The sequence below is a fragment of the Streptomyces hebeiensis genome, assembly GCF_052983195.1.
In genome coordinates, this window is record NZ_CM129812.1 from 4,376,430 (window position 1) to 4,389,870 (window position 13,441).

Here is a 13,441-nt window from a genome sequence, read left to right on the forward strand (position 1 = left end):
TCGGGCGTCGGCCATGTGCCCGTCGGGTGTCCGCCAGGGCCCTGGCCGTGCGGCCCCGGGCCGTCGTGTCAGTCCGTGACGGTGGCCGTCCAGGTCAGGGGCCGGGCCTTCGGGTCGTCGCCGCTCAGCGTGAACGTCGCCGGGCGGTCGGTCCTGGCGAGGAGATGGACGGAGCACTGCGTGACCGTGGCCCCCGGCTTCACCATCTCGTCCGGCGTGGCGTCCGGGCACTCACCGACCCCCGGCCCGCCGATGTCGATCAGGACCAGCGGCCGCGACGGCTGCCCGGAGGCGCTGCGCAGCTCCAGGTCGTCCTGGAGGCCCGGGTACAGGTCGTACTCGCCGGTGTTGCGGTACTCGACGGTGACGTAGTAGGGAACGAGCTTCTTCTCGTCCTCGTCCAGGTCGAACCGGCTCAGGTCGGCGATGTCCCCGGCCCGCACGCTCTTGGGTGTGATCTTCACGGTGACCGGACGGTCGTCACTGTTCCGCCAGACGGAGTCGGCCGACGCCCCCGCGGCGAGCACCCCGCCCGCCGTGCCGCCCTTGCCGTCGCCCGCCTTCCAGACCAGGGGCGCGGCATCGTCGTCCGTGTACGAGACGGCCGTCGGCTCCTGGCCCTTCGGCAGCATGAAGACCTGGCAGGCCTCGGCCGTACGGCCCGCCGCCAGCGTGGCGGGGACGCCCTTGGCGCAACTCTCCGGCAACCCCGAACCGGTCGCCGGCGGGTTGGCCATCAGCATGAGCCGCTCACCGGGCCGGCCGTCCGCGCCGACCACCGCGAAGCCGCTCTCCGGATCGGGCCGGTCCAGCGCGCCCCGGCCGGTGTTGGTGACGGAGAAGGTCAGGTAGTAGGGGACCATCCCCTTCATGTCGTCGTCCAGCCGGACGTGGGCCAGGTCGGCGGCAGAACCGCGGGCGAGGCTCTTGGGCGCCAGCTCGATGGGCCGGGCCTTGTCGTCGCCGTCGGTCCAGGTGGCCGCCTGGGGGGAGGACGCGACGGCCACCGGCGTGGCGGGCGCGCCGGATCGCTTCCCCGCCTGCTCGCCGTCTCCGTCGCCGGAACTCGCGGACGTACCACCACCGCATCCGGTGGCGAGGACGGCGAGCGCGCCCACGCCGGCGGCGGCGAGTGCCCGGCTCGTACGCCTCGTACGCCTGGCAGCCGCCGTACGCGTCCTGCCGGTCCTGTGATTCTCGCCGTTCTGGCCGTTCTGCCTGTTCTCGCTCATGCGTCGTACGCGCATGTCGTGCCCCCGTTGAATCCGAATCAGTGGCCGTGACCGGCCCGGCCGTTCACCGGGCCGGCCCGACACACTAACCGGCGCTGATCACCGGGTCCCGGTCAGGGGACGTCGGTCAGGGAACGTCGGTCAGGGGACGTCGGTCAGGGGACGTCGATCAGGTCGTACGGAGCCGCCACCGCCTTGCGGGCGCCCGGCTTGCCACTGAGGGTGACCTTCCGCAGCGCCACGTTGTTGTCCACGCTCGTCTCGTGCAGCCGCTTCTCGGGGTTGGCGATGACCTGGATGTAGTACGTGCCGTTGGGCAGGTCGGTCACGTCGAACGACTGGCCGGGCAGGTACTGGGTGTAGGTGTCGCCGGAGCCCACGTCGAGCACCTCACGGACGGAGATCGAGCTCTTCACACCGCAGGCGGTGGACAGATCGGTGTTCTCCGGGTGCCAGTTGGCGTTCTTCACCGTGTAGTCGATCGCGTCCGTGTTGGCGAGGCAGAACGCCTCCTTGCCGCTGCGGACGATCTCCTTCTGGTCGGCGCTCAGCAGGCGGTAGCTGGCGAAGTCGGTGAAGTGCCAGTGCTCGTGGCCCGCGCGCGGGTCCCACTCCATCGTGCCGGAGGGGGAGTAGCCGACCTGCTTGCCGTCGGCGTCGTAGAAGTACTGGTAGGCGTCCATCAGGTCCTTGCCGGGACTGCGGAAGCCGTCCACGACGAGGGGCGCCGGGCCCGCGTTCCAGACGTTGGCGCTGAAGACCATGTAGTCCTTGCCCGGGGTGTCACCCTCCTCGCCGTCGGAGATCGCGATGTCGTACGCCGGGAGGGAGCGGAGGTCTGGCTTGGGAACGTCCGGCACGCGCGCCGGGCCGGTCGGGCGCTTGGGAGCGGCCTTGAGCGCGGGGGCGATGCGCGAGCCGTCCGTGTGGCCGGGGCCGTCGCCCAGGTGCAGTGACCTGGCGCTCCTGCCGTCGGCCAGCAGCGCGTTCGGCAGCGCGGGCGGGGCGGGGGCGTCGGCACCGCGGTCCGGGAGGTAGTGGTGGCCCGTGCCGTGGCCGCCGGTGCCGGTGCCGCCCTCGGCGCCCTTGGCGCCGGTCATGCCCGAGTGGTCCGTCATACCGGCGTGGTCCGCCATGGACGCGTGGTCGGCGGGCGCGGCGGCACCGGAGGAGCCGGTGCCCCGGAGACCCACGGCGCCCGCGCCTCCTTCGCCGCCCTCGCCGTCTTCGCCGATCTCGCGGACGGTGAGCTTGACGGTCTTCTGCTCGTCCTTCATCCCGAACAGGTCCCGGTAGTTCTTCTTCACCGAGACCGTTGCCGTGTACTCACCGGGCGCCAGGTCCACCGGCTTCGAGTAGTAGCCCAGGTTGGTGTTGCTCGCCCAGCCGTTCTCGACGCCCCACACCGATCCGAGCGTGAACGGGTTCGTCGGGCAGCTCTCGGGATACTTCGAGGTCGCCGGGGCGTCGGGGTGGATGCGGCCGGACGCGTTGTTCGGACAGAACGTCTCCGACACCTGCGTCACCGGCGCGCCGGACGCGTCGGCGATGGTCACCTGGAGGAAGTCCGTCAGCCCGGAGAAGTCCTTGACGGTGCCCTCGGGGAGGGCCCTGGTCGTCGTCTTCTTGCCGTTGCGGATGATCTGCTTGGCGACGACCGGCTCCTTGTACGAGGCCCGCTTCACCTCGAACTCCAGCGGCGCCCCCTCCACGGCGACATAAGTCCCGAGGTCCAGGTAGACGCCCTCTTCGCCCCTCCACCGGTCCAGCGTCACGGAGTCGGTGGCGGTGAGCAGGCTGAGCGTGGGCGTACCCGCCTTCGCCGCCGCGGCGGCGGGCGAGGAGACGGGAGCGGCGCCCGCCACGCCCGCGACGACGGCGAGCGCGGCGGTGGCGGCGAGTGCCGACCGGCGTATCCGGGGGGAGCCGCCGAGGTGCTGTCTGTTCATCAGGTCCTCGTCTGCGAGGGCCGGCGGGCCGGGTGAGGCGTGCCGGGGCGTGTGCCTTCTCCGGTCCGGACCGGCGGATCTATGAGTCACCTGTGAGAGCGGGGGACCGGAGACCGGGTTGTCTGTGGGGACGGAGGGACCTGATGGTTGTCCGGAAGTGCGCTGCGGTGCGGGCCTTCCGGCCAATCTGGTGGGGGTTGTGTTACGCGCGGGACGCGAGCTGTGGTAGAGACCGCGTGCGGGTGTCCCATATCGAACTGGCGATCGGTATTGACGGGCAGTGCGTTCCTCACTCGATCGTGGGACGCTGAGGGAAGCGGCTCTCTGCCGCGCATTCGTCGATCTACGCTCGCTCACCTCAGACCGCAGGAGAAGGGACCGTGATGACCGCCGCGATGGTCGAGAATCACCAGTCGCTCGAGCACCGCTCGTGGGACTACCTCCTTGAGACATGGCGTGGTCTGGACGTGCCCGAAGGATGGCGCGCCGAGATCGACGAGGGGCAGATTGTTTTGGTACCGCCGCCGCATGCGCACCACAACGCCATCGCTGCCAAGGTGCACCGTGGACTCTTGAAGTGTCTCCCGGACGACCTTGAGATCTACCAGACTCTCGGTATCCACATCGCGCCGCTGGACAGACTCTATGTACCGGACGTGGTGGTGGTGCCGAGCCGGCTGGTCGACGAGGCCGACCCGGACGGCAACGACCCGGTGGACGCCTCGGAGGCCCTGCTCGTCGCCGAGATCACGTCGAAGAGCAACGCGCGGGACGACCGGACCAAGAAATACCGTGCCTACGCTCGCGCCTTCGTTCCGGTCTACCTGCTGATCGACAGGTTCGACACGCGGGGTCCCACGGTGACGGTGTTCACCGAGCCCGGTGACGGCACGTACAAGCACTCCGAGTCGGTGCCGTTCGGAAAGCCGTTCACCCTTCCTGAGCCGTTCGGTACGACGATTCCCACCGAAGACTTTCCGGCCTGATCCCGGCACGGGAGGGCCTATGCCGGGGGACGGTCCGCGGCGGAGCGGAGGGCTTCGCGGAGATGGCCCTTCGAGTCGGTGAGGAGGGCGGCGGCGGTGGGGGCGTCCACTCCGCCGAGGATGGTGAGGATGGCGTTCTTCACCTCGCCCTCGGTGTCGGCGAGCGCGGCTTCGATCTCGGCCTCCGACGCCCCCGTGGCCAGGGCGACGATCCGCCGGGACCGGGCGCGCAGCTTGTGGTTGGAGGCCCGGACGTCGACCATCAGATTCCCGTAGGTCTTGCCGAGCCGGATCATCGTGATGGTCGAGATCATGTTGAGGACGAGCTTCTGCGCCGTCCCGGCCTTGAGGCGGGTGGAGCCCGTGATCAGCTCGGGGCCGACGACCACCTCGATGCCGTGGTCGGCCGCCGCCGCGAGCGCGCTGTCCGCGTTGCAGGACAGGCCGATCGTGAGCGCGCCGACCGCGCGGGCGTGCTCGACCGCGCCGACCGCGTAAGGGGTGCGGCCGGAGGCCGAGACGCCCACGACCGTGTCGTCCGCCGTCAGCTTGATCGCGTCCAGGTCCGCCGCCGCCAGCTCCTCGGAGTCCTCGGCGCCCTCGACCGAGGTCACGAGGGCGCCGTGGCCGCCCGCGATCAGGCCGACGACCTCGCTCGGGTCGGTGTTGAAGGTCGGCGGGCACTCACTGGCGTCCAGCACGCCCAGCCGCCCGGCCGTGCCGGCGCCCGCGTAGACCAGTCGGCCGCCCCGGGCGGCCCGCTCCGCCGTCGCGTCGATGGCGGCGGCGATCCGCGGCAGTTGGGCGGCCACGGCGGCGGGCACGGTGGCGTCCTCGCCGTTCATGATCCGGGCGATGTCCAGGGTGGGCAGCCGGTCGATCTCGGCGAGGTCGGCGCGGAACGCCTCGGTGGTGAGGGAGTCCAGTTCCGCGCGCAGTTCGCCGTACGAGGCGTGCTGGGCGGGTCGGCCGTGCGGGTGCTGGGAGGTCATGAGGGGGTCGCTCTCTCTGCCAGGGGGTGAGCGGGTGCGGGTGCGGGTGCGCGTCGCGCGGTGCGGGGCGGGTGTTGTGGTTGCGGGTGCGTGGGGGCTGGTGCGTACGAGGGCCGGCCGGGGGTGACTGGGCTCGACGGTGCGGTGCTCGGTGTCACGGGCATCGCGGGCGGGCTCAGCGCCGGGCACTCGGACGGTTCTTCCGCACCGGGCGGTTGTCGTGCGCCGGGCGGTTGCTTCGTTCCGGTGGGTTGCTTCGTTCCGGGCGGTCCTTACGGCCCGGGCGTCGTCGGATCAGCGGGTGTTGCGTGGACTGTGGCGGTGCGCGAGCGCCTCGTACGACGCGGAGAGCGCGGGCGCGGCCGTCTCGTACGTACGCTGCGCCACGCCTATGAACAGGCAGTCCACGACGAGGAGCTGACTCGTGCGGCTGGACATCGCGGCCGGGCGCAGCTCGCTCTCGCGGGCGGTCGACGTGGTCAGCACATGGTCCGCGTACTGCGACACGGGTGCGTCCGGCCGGCCCGTGATCGCGACCGTCGTCGCGCCCCGGTCGAAGGCGACCCTGAGCGGCTCGATCGCGTCGCCGGTCGAGCCCGAGTGCGTGATCGCTATCGCCACGTCGCCCGGGCGCAGCTGCACGGCATTGGTGACGGCGAGGTGCGGGTCGGTGTGGGCGTGCGCGATGAGGCCGATGCGCAGGAGCTTCTGGGCGAGGTCCAGGCCGACGAGGGAGGACGCTCCGACACCGTAGATGTCGATCCGGCGGGCGGCCGTAGCCGCGCTGACCACGGCTCCGAGCTGGACGGTGTCGAGCCCGGCCGCGGTGTCGGCGAGCGTCTGCTGTTCGTCGTACGCCAGCTTCGCCACGACGTCGGCTATGGGGTCGTCGACCGCTATGTCCGCCGTGACGGCCGGAGCGCGTCCGGACTCCTGCTGGGCGGCCAGCCCGGCGAGGGCGAGGCGCAGGTCGCGGTAGCCGGGATAGCCCAGGAGCCGGGCCGTGCGGACGACGGTGGCCTCGCTCGTGCCCGTCAGCTCGGCGAGGCCGGTGACCGTGAGCGCCGCGCAGCCGGCGGGGTCACCGGCCACGGCCTCGGCGACGAGCTGCATGGAGCGGGTCATCGTCGGTGCGAGCGTGCGCACCTTGGCGGCGAGGGCGGCGGGGGCCGGGGGAGCGTCCCCGCCGTTGAAAATTTCCTTCACGGATTGAGTCATGCGTGAAAGTTATTTCCGGGATTCGGTACCGGTCAACCCCTGTGGACAATTGATGTATGCACTCCGACAACCCCGAAGATTCCGGCCCCGGCCCCGGCCCGGACTCGTCCGGCGCGCCGGGCCCGTCGCGTCCCGTGGCCCCGCTGGAACAGGCGCTGCACGCCGCCCGCGCCCTTGTCCTGGCCGACCTGGAGGCGGGGGACGTCGCCCGCCCGGACATCGTGTCCCTGGTGGAGGAGTCGGTGGCGCACCGGCGTTGGTGGGTGGAGCAGTGGCCCGAGGGCGTGGCCTATGTGTCCGGGCTGGTCGCGCAGGACGTCCAGGACGCGCTGCTGGAGCGGTACGGGCGCTGGCCGGTCTGCCCGGTCTGCGCCGAAGGTGATCCGCACGCCCTGGACGTCGAGCCGGAGCTGGGGCCCGACCCGCGCTGGGTCTGCGGCAAGGCCGGGGTCGTGGTCGCGGCGGTGGGGGCGCTGGGGGTGGCCGCTGGACCGGGCGAACCGGGCGAACCGGGCGGGTCGTGACGCTCTACATCGACCCGCCGACCTGGCCCGGTCACGGCCTGATGTGGTCGCACCTGGTCAGCGATGTCTCGTTCGGTGAGCTGCACGCCTTCGCCGCGTCGATCGGCTGCCCGCCGCGCGCGTTCGAACGGGACCACTACGACGTGCCGTCGCACCGTTACGCGGACGCGGTACGGGCGGGTGCGGTGCGGGTCGGCTCGAAGGAACTGGTCCGACGGCTGACGGAGGCGGGGCTACGACGCCCGAAGGGACGGCCCGCGGCTTGAGGAGGCCCGACGGGACACGGCGTCCCGGCGGCTCGACGGTTGACGGTTGACGGCTGACGGTTGACGGCTGACGGTTGACGGCTGACGGTTTGACGGCCCGGCGGGACGGTGCCACGTGTGCGGTCCCACCAGGCCGAGCCGTCGGGCCGGACTCTCAGGCGCGGTCGGCCTGTGCGGCGGACGCCGAGCATGTGCCGAGCGAGTGTGAGGACGGGGACGCGTTGAGCGTTCCCGCCGTACCGGTAACCGCCGAGCCCGCCACCACCCGGCTGCGCGCGGCCGTACGGTGCAGACGCAGCGACAGCGCCGCCAGGACGATGGCCACCGCCGTCATCGCCGCGCCCGCCCAGGCCGTCGAGGCGAAGCCGAAGTCCGCGTCGATGACCACGCCGCCCAGCCAGGGGCCGCTGGTGTTGCCGAGGTTGAAGGAGGCGGTGGCCGTGGCGCCGGCGAGGGTCGGGGCCGCGGCGGCGATGTTGAACATGCGGGCGTTGAGGGCCGGTGCCGTGTAGAACGCCGAGACGCCCAGGAGGAAGGCCACGGCCACCACGACGACCGGGCTGCCGGCGGCCAGCGCCAGCACGCCCAGCAGGACGGTCGACGCGCTGACACCGCTGATCAGAACGCCGAACAGGTGCGCGTCGGCGTACCGGCCGCCGATCGCCGTACCGACCAGCGCGCCGATCCCGAAGAGCGCGAGCACCGTGGGCACCCAGCCGCCGTCCAGCCCGGCCACGTCCGTCAGGAGCGGGGCGAGGTAGGAGAAGGCGCAGAAGACCCCGCCCGCGGCCAGCGCGGTCACGGCGATGGCGAGCCAGACCTGGCGGTCGCGGTAGATGGTCAGCTCCCGGGCGAGCCGGGGCTTCTCGGCGGGCGGCGGGATGCGCGGGATGAGGGTGACCACGCCGGCCAGGGCGATCGCGGAGGCCGCCCCGACGGCCCAGAAGGCCGAGCGCCAGCCGAGGTGCTCGCCGAGGAACGCGCCGGCCGGGACGCCCAGCACGTTCGCGATGGAGAGGCCGCCGATCATCACGGCCATGGCACGGGCCCGGGCGTCCCGCGGGACCATCGCGATGGCGACGGACGCGCCGACGGCCCAGAACCCGGCGCAGGCGAAGGCGCTGATCACCCGGGACGCGAAGAGGATTCCGTACGAGGGGGCGAGCGCCCCCATCACCTGGCCGAGGCCGAAGACCGTGATCAGGGCGATGAGGGTGGTACGGCGGGGAAGGCGCAGTGTGGCGACGGCGAGCAGCGGTGCGCCGATCACCATGCCGATCGCGAAGGCGGATATGAGGAGGCCGGCGGTGGGGATGGACACGCCCATGTCCTCGGCGAGGGGCGGCAGCAGGCCGGAGAGCATGAATTCGCTGGTGCCGAGGGCGAAGACGGAGAGGCCGAGGATGTGGACGGCGATCGGCATGCGCGCCCGGGCGGGGCCGTTGGCGGCGCCCGTGGTGTTCACGGCGCCCGCAGCGTTCGCGGGGCGCTCGCTGCCGTCGGCGCGGGGGCTTTCGGGGCTTTGCCGTACGGCTTCGTCGGCCTTGGTCGCGGCGGTGGGTTCGACCGTCGAGGCGTCGGCGTCGGCGTCGACGGCGTCGTCGGCGTCGGCGTCGACGGTGGGGGACGGGGAAGGGGACGTGCGGTCGGCGGAGTCGGGCATGTCAGGTGCCAACGTCCTGGTCGGAGGGACAATTCCTGAGGACGGCGGGTGGCTCGGTCAGTGAGACGACGGGCGCGGGCGGCCCGGCCGGAGGCCGCCCGTGGGAGGCCGCCGGACGGGGGCCGCCCGTCGAACGGCCGCTCGCGTTCTCGTCGGGCAGGCGTCAGCCCTCCGGATCTCCCGGACCCGCCGGACGCGTGAGTTCCCGGAGCTCCGCCGCCAGGTTCGCTCGGGCGGGCGCCTCCCACTTCTCGGCGCCGTACGGGGTACGGAAGAGTCGTGGCAGCGCGAGAAGCTGCTCCAGCACGGCGGCCCGTCCCGCCCGGAAGGCGTCGTCCGGGACGAAGCCGTACTCCTCGCGCACCGCCGCCGCGTACGCCGCGTACGCGTCGGGTCCCGAGGCGAGGACCGCGAGGTCCGCGTCGCACAGGACGGCGCCGTTGCGGTCGCCGGGCTCGGCGGCGTGGCTGACGGTGAGCCGGACGAGCCGGGCGACCTCGCGCGTACCGTCCTCGCCCAGTCCGGCCTCGGCGAGCGCGCGTTCGGCCAGCTGGGCGGACCGCTCCTCGTTCTCGGAGCGGTCCGGGCGGTAGACGGCGTCGTGGAACCAGGCGGCGAGGCGGACCAGACCGGGGTCGTCGGCGTGGCCGGCGAGGGTGTCGACGTGGTCGAGGACGGCGGTGAGGTGGTCGGTGGTGTGGTAGCGCCGCTGGGGTTCGGCCCACCGGGCGAGGAGCCGGTCGGCGTAGGCCCCGGCGTCCGGCCGGTCGCCGGACACCGTACGGAGGGCGTCGAGCGTGCCGACGAACCGGGCGCGGAGATCGCCCCGGGTGGAGCCGGGGGCGGCGGACGTGGTGCGGGTGGGGCCGGAGGGGGCGGGCATGGGGACGACGATAGGTGACCGGCGTCGCGGTGCGCTCCGGGCTCACGCGCTCCTGGGCCGTTCCTGGGCCGTTCCCGGGCCGTTCCCGGGCCGTTTCCGGGCCGTTCCCGGGCCGGGCCGATGAGCCCCGCGACGCCGGGCGGGAGCGTCTCACGTGCCCGGCCCGGCGCGCGGGACTCGCGGTCCTCACGACGCCCACGAACCTCAGGACGCCCTGAAGCTCCGCAGCCGCAGCGAGTTGCTCACGACGAACACCGACGAGAACGCCATCGCCGCGCCCGCGATCATCGGGTTGAGCAGCCCGGCCGCCGCGAGGGGCAGCGCGGCCACGTTGTACCCGAAGGCCCAGAACAGATTGCCCTTGATCGTGCCGAGGGTGCGACGGGCGAGCCGGATGGCGTCCGCGGCGACGCGCAGGTCTCCCCGTACGAGGGTGAGATCGCCCGCCTCGATGGCCGCGTCCGTGCCCGTGCCCATGGCCAGGCCCAGGTCGGCCTGGGCGAGGGCGGCGGCGTCGTTGACCCCGTCGCCGACCATGGCGACGGAGCGTCCCTCCGCCTGGAGCTTCTTGATCACCTCGACCTTGTCCTCCGGCATGACCTCCGCGATCACCTGCTCGCGGTCGATGCCGACCTCGGCGGCGACCGTCTCGGCGACCGCCCTGTTGTCGCCCGTCAGCAGGAACGGGGTCAGACCGAGCGCCCGCAGCCGGCCCACGGCCTCCGCGCTGGTCTCCTTCACCGCGTCGGCGACCTCCAGGACCGCCCGTGCCTCGCCGTCCCAGGCGACCGCGATGGCGGTACGGCCCGCGGCCTCGGCCGCCGCCCGGGCCCGCTCCAGGTCCTCGGGCAGCCGGATCTCCCACTGGGCGAGGAGCGCGGGCCGGCCCACGAGGACGGCATGGCCCTCGACCACGCCCTGGACGCCGAGGCCGGGGACGTTGGCGAAATCCTCGGGGGCGGGGAGCGCACCGACACGCTCCGCCGCGCCGTCCGCGACGGCACGGGCGATGGGGTGCTCGGAGGCGTTCTCCAGGGCTCCGGCCAGCCGCAGGACGTCCCGCTCGTCCACACCGCCATCGGTGTCGCTCCGTGCCGTGTGCGTCGCGAGGAGCGTCATGCGGCCGGTGGTGACGGTGCCGGTCTTGTCGAGCACGATCGTGTCGGCCCGACGGGTGGACTCCAGTACCTCCGGCCCCTTGATGAGGATGCCGAGCTGCGCGCCACGTCCCGTACCGACCATGAGAGCGGTGGGCGTGGCCAGGCCGAGGGCGCACGGGCAGGCGATGATCAGCACCGCCACCGCGGCGGTGAACGCGGCGGTCAGGCCCGCCCCGCCGATCAGCCAGCCGGCCAGCGTGCCGAGGGCGAGGACGATCACGACGGGTACGAAGACGCCGGAGATCCGGTCGGCCAGCCGCTGTACCGCCGCCTTGCCGTTCTGGGCGTCCTCCACCATGCGCGCCATCCGGGCGAGCTGGGTGTCGGAACCGATACGGGTGGCCTCCACGACGAGCCGGCCGCCGGCGTTCAGGGTCGCCCCGGTGACGGCGTCGCCGGCCGAGACCTCCACCGGGACCGACTCGCCCGTGAGCATGGAGGCGTCCACGGCGGAGGAACCCTCGACGACGGTGCCGTCGGTGGCGATCTTCTCGCCGGGGCGTACGAGGAAGCGGTCGCCCACACGCAGCCGCGACGTGGGCACGGTCTCCTCGCGCCCGTCGCGCAGGACCGTGACCTCCTTCGCGCCCAGCTCCATCAGCGCCCGGAGGGCCGCGCCCGCCTTGCGCTTGGAGCGGGCCTCGTTGTAGCGGCCGACCAGGATGAAGGCGATGGCGCCCGCGGCGGCTTCGAGGTAGATGTTCCCGGCGCCGTCGGTACGGGCGACGGTCAGCTCGAAGGGGTGCGTCATGCCGTGCGTGCCCGCCGTACCGAAGAACAGCGCCCACAGCGACCAGAGGAACGCCGCCGAGGTGCCGAGGGAGATCAGCGTGTCCATCGTGGCGGCGCCGTGGCGCAGATTGGTCCAGGCGGCCCGGTGGAAGGGCCAGCCCGCGTACGTGACGACGGGGGCGGCGAGGGTCAGCGAGAGCCACTGCCAGTTGTCGAACTGGAGGGCGGGGACCATGGCCATCGCGATGACCGGGACGGAGAGCACGACCGCGGTGACGAGGCGCTGGCGGAGGGCGATGTCCTCGGGCGAGAGCGCCGGTGATTCACCCGGTCCGGAGGCGTCCTCGCGTACGGCCGGCTCGACCGACTCGACCGGCGCCGGCGCCGACGACGCGGACGCGGGGGGCGGTGCCGGCTCGGACCGGCGCTCCTGCGCGGTGTAGCCCGTCGCCTCGACCTTGGCGATCAGATCCGCCACGGTTACGGCCTCGGCGTGGTAGCTGACCTTGGCCTTCTCGGTGGCGTAGTTGACGGTGGCCTCGACCCCGTCCATGCGGTTGAGCTTCTTCTCGATACGGGCGGCGCACGAGGCGCAGGTCATGCCGCCGATGGCGAACTCGACCTCGGCGGTCCGGCCGGCGCTTGTGCCGTCCGCCGCGCCGACGGGCGTGCCGGACGCCGCGCCGGACATCGTGCCGGTGCTCCGGGTAGGGCTCATGGCTGACGACTCCTTGTCATCGACTCACGTTCCACTGTACCCCCTAGGGGTATTAGATGGGTCCTGTATACCCCCTAGGGGTATGAGTCGCAAGGGTGGCGCCCCGGTTCGCCGGGCGGTGGAGGTGTACCGGGGAGCGCGGGAGGGGTAAGGGTTGCTCGTAAAGTAGAGGTCTAGTCCAATTGGTCACACGCGTAGTGAGGTCGCATTGAGCCGGCACGCAGTCCTTGAGGTGATCGCTCTCGACGCGGAGGACGCCGTCGCCGCGGCGCGCGGCGGGGCCGACCGTCTGGAACTGGTCACCGACATGGCCGCGGACGGGCTGACCCCGTCCCGCGAGACGTTCGCACGGGTCCGGGCCGCCGTGGACGTTCCGCTGCGGGTGATGTTGCGGCTGTCGGACGGGTTCACGGTGAACGGCGCGGGTGCGGCGCGCCGTCCGGCGGGCGGCGGTGACGCGGTCGGGGTGGACGCGCTGGTGGCGGCGGCGCGGGCGCTGCGGGCCGAGGGGGCGGAGGAATTCGTGCTCGGCTTCCTGGACGCGGACGGTCTGGCGGACCTGGTGACGGTCGAACGGCTGCTCGCGGAGCTGGCGGGCTGCCGGTGGACGTTCCACCGGGCGATCGACCACGCGGCGGACCGGGCCGCGCTGCGCGGACAACTGGCGGACCTGCCGGGCCTGGACACCTACCTCTCGGCGGGCTCCCCGGCCGGCGTGGCCGAGGGCATCCCGACGCTCCGGGCGGAGGCGGCCGCGGCGGCGCGCGGCGAGCCGGGCTACGGACCGCGCCTGCTGGTCGGTGGCGGCCTCCGCCTGTCCCACGTACCGACGCTCCTGGCCGCCGGCCTCTCCGCCTTCCACATCGGCGGCGCGGCGCGGCGCGGCGGATGGGCCGGGCGGGTGTCCGTGGACGCGGTACGGGAGTGGCGCGCGGCGGTCGACGCCGAGCAGCCGGCCGAGGCCGCCCGGTGAGCCGTGACCCGTGTCCCGCCGAGGGCCGATGAGCGCTTGGCCGACGAGCGCTCAGACGGCGGGCCGCGTCTCCCGGCGTGCCCCGTCTTCCGGCGTGCGCGGCCGGCCGCGCCGGAACGCTGGTCCTCGGCGGTCACCCGGTCAT

11 protein-coding genes are annotated in these 13,441 nt (G+C 72.9%); 4 read left to right on the forward strand and 7 right to left on the reverse strand.

The genetic code is table 11. The features are described 5' to 3' along the window. Window positions 1-68: 68 nt before the first annotated feature. Window positions 69-1,232 (reverse strand): hypothetical protein, encoded by a 1,164-nt coding sequence (locus ACU6P3_RS18880; RefSeq protein WP_447193325.1) that lies wholly within the window; start codon window positions 1,230-1,232, stop codon window positions 69-71. Between the two features lie 155 nt (window positions 1,233-1,387). Beyond that, window positions 1,388-3,181 carry a lysyl oxidase family protein gene (locus tag ACU6P3_RS18885; RefSeq protein WP_447193326.1) on the reverse strand — a complete coding sequence of 598 codons (1,794 nt, stop codon included), beginning with the start codon at window positions 3,179-3,181 and terminating at the stop codon, window positions 1,388-1,390. A 383-nt stretch (window positions 3,182-3,564) separates the two neighbouring features. On the opposite strand from ACU6P3_RS18885, the gene ACU6P3_RS18890 reads away from it, so the two are divergent. Continuing rightward, a complete protein-coding gene (locus tag ACU6P3_RS18890) occupies window positions 3,565-4,167 on the forward strand; it encodes a Uma2 family endonuclease (RefSeq protein ID WP_447193327.1) in 603 nt (200 codons plus the stop codon). A gap of 17 nt (window positions 4,168-4,184) precedes the next feature. Here the strand turns inward: ACU6P3_RS18890 and murQ are convergent, their stop codons facing one another. Both murQ and ACU6P3_RS18900 read right to left on the reverse strand, forming a co-directional pair. Then, window positions 4,185-5,159 (reverse strand): N-acetylmuramic acid 6-phosphate etherase, encoded by a 975-nt coding sequence (gene murQ, locus ACU6P3_RS18895; protein ID WP_447193328.1) that lies wholly within the window; start codon window positions 5,157-5,159, stop codon window positions 4,185-4,187. A 294-nt stretch (window positions 5,160-5,453) separates the two neighbouring features. Beyond that, window positions 5,454-6,377 (reverse strand): MurR/RpiR family transcriptional regulator, encoded by a 924-nt coding sequence (locus ACU6P3_RS18900; RefSeq protein ID WP_352086355.1) that lies wholly within the window; start codon window positions 6,375-6,377, stop codon window positions 5,454-5,456. Between the two features lie 56 nt (window positions 6,378-6,433). On the opposite strand from ACU6P3_RS18900, the gene ACU6P3_RS18905 reads away from it, so the two are divergent. Together ACU6P3_RS18905 and ACU6P3_RS18910 are read left to right on the forward strand one after the other, a co-directional pair. Then, window positions 6,434-6,901 carry a DUF8819 family protein gene (locus ACU6P3_RS18905; protein ID WP_447193329.1) on the forward strand — a complete coding sequence of 156 codons (468 nt, stop codon included), beginning with the start codon at window positions 6,434-6,436 and terminating at the stop codon, window positions 6,899-6,901. Continuing rightward, window positions 6,898-7,167, forward strand: a complete 270-nt coding sequence (locus ACU6P3_RS18910) for a DUF4031 domain-containing protein (RefSeq protein WP_030750428.1) — start codon at window positions 6,898-6,900, stop codon at window positions 7,165-7,167. Before ACU6P3_RS18905 ends, ACU6P3_RS18910 begins: the two co-directional genes overlap by 4 nt. A gap of 154 nt (window positions 7,168-7,321) precedes the next feature. On the opposite strand, the gene ACU6P3_RS18915 is transcribed toward ACU6P3_RS18910, so the two are convergent. The 3 genes from ACU6P3_RS18915 to ACU6P3_RS18925 form a co-directional block, all read right to left on the reverse strand. Further along, complete coding sequence (locus tag ACU6P3_RS18915; RefSeq protein WP_447197957.1) at window positions 7,322-8,590, reverse strand: Cmx/CmrA family chloramphenicol efflux MFS transporter; 1,269 nt, start codon at window positions 8,588-8,590, stop codon at window positions 7,322-7,324. Window positions 8,591-8,993: 403 nt separating this feature from the next. After that, window positions 8,994-9,713, reverse strand: a complete 720-nt coding sequence (locus tag ACU6P3_RS18920; RefSeq protein ID WP_447193330.1) for an HD domain-containing protein — start codon at window positions 9,711-9,713, stop codon at window positions 8,994-8,996. 204 nt (window positions 9,714-9,917) lie between these two features. After that, complete coding sequence (locus tag ACU6P3_RS18925) at window positions 9,918-12,296, reverse strand: heavy metal translocating P-type ATPase (protein ID WP_447197958.1); 2,379 nt, start codon at window positions 12,294-12,296, stop codon at window positions 9,918-9,920. Window positions 12,297-12,531: 235 nt separating this feature from the next. On the opposite strand from ACU6P3_RS18925, the gene ACU6P3_RS18930 reads away from it, so the two are divergent. Then, the gene (locus ACU6P3_RS18930; protein ID WP_447193331.1) at window positions 12,532-13,296 is read left to right on the forward strand and encodes a copper homeostasis protein CutC; all 765 of its coding nucleotides are present in this window, start codon (window positions 12,532-12,534) and stop codon (window positions 13,294-13,296) included. Window positions 13,297-13,441 lie beyond the last annotated feature (145 nt).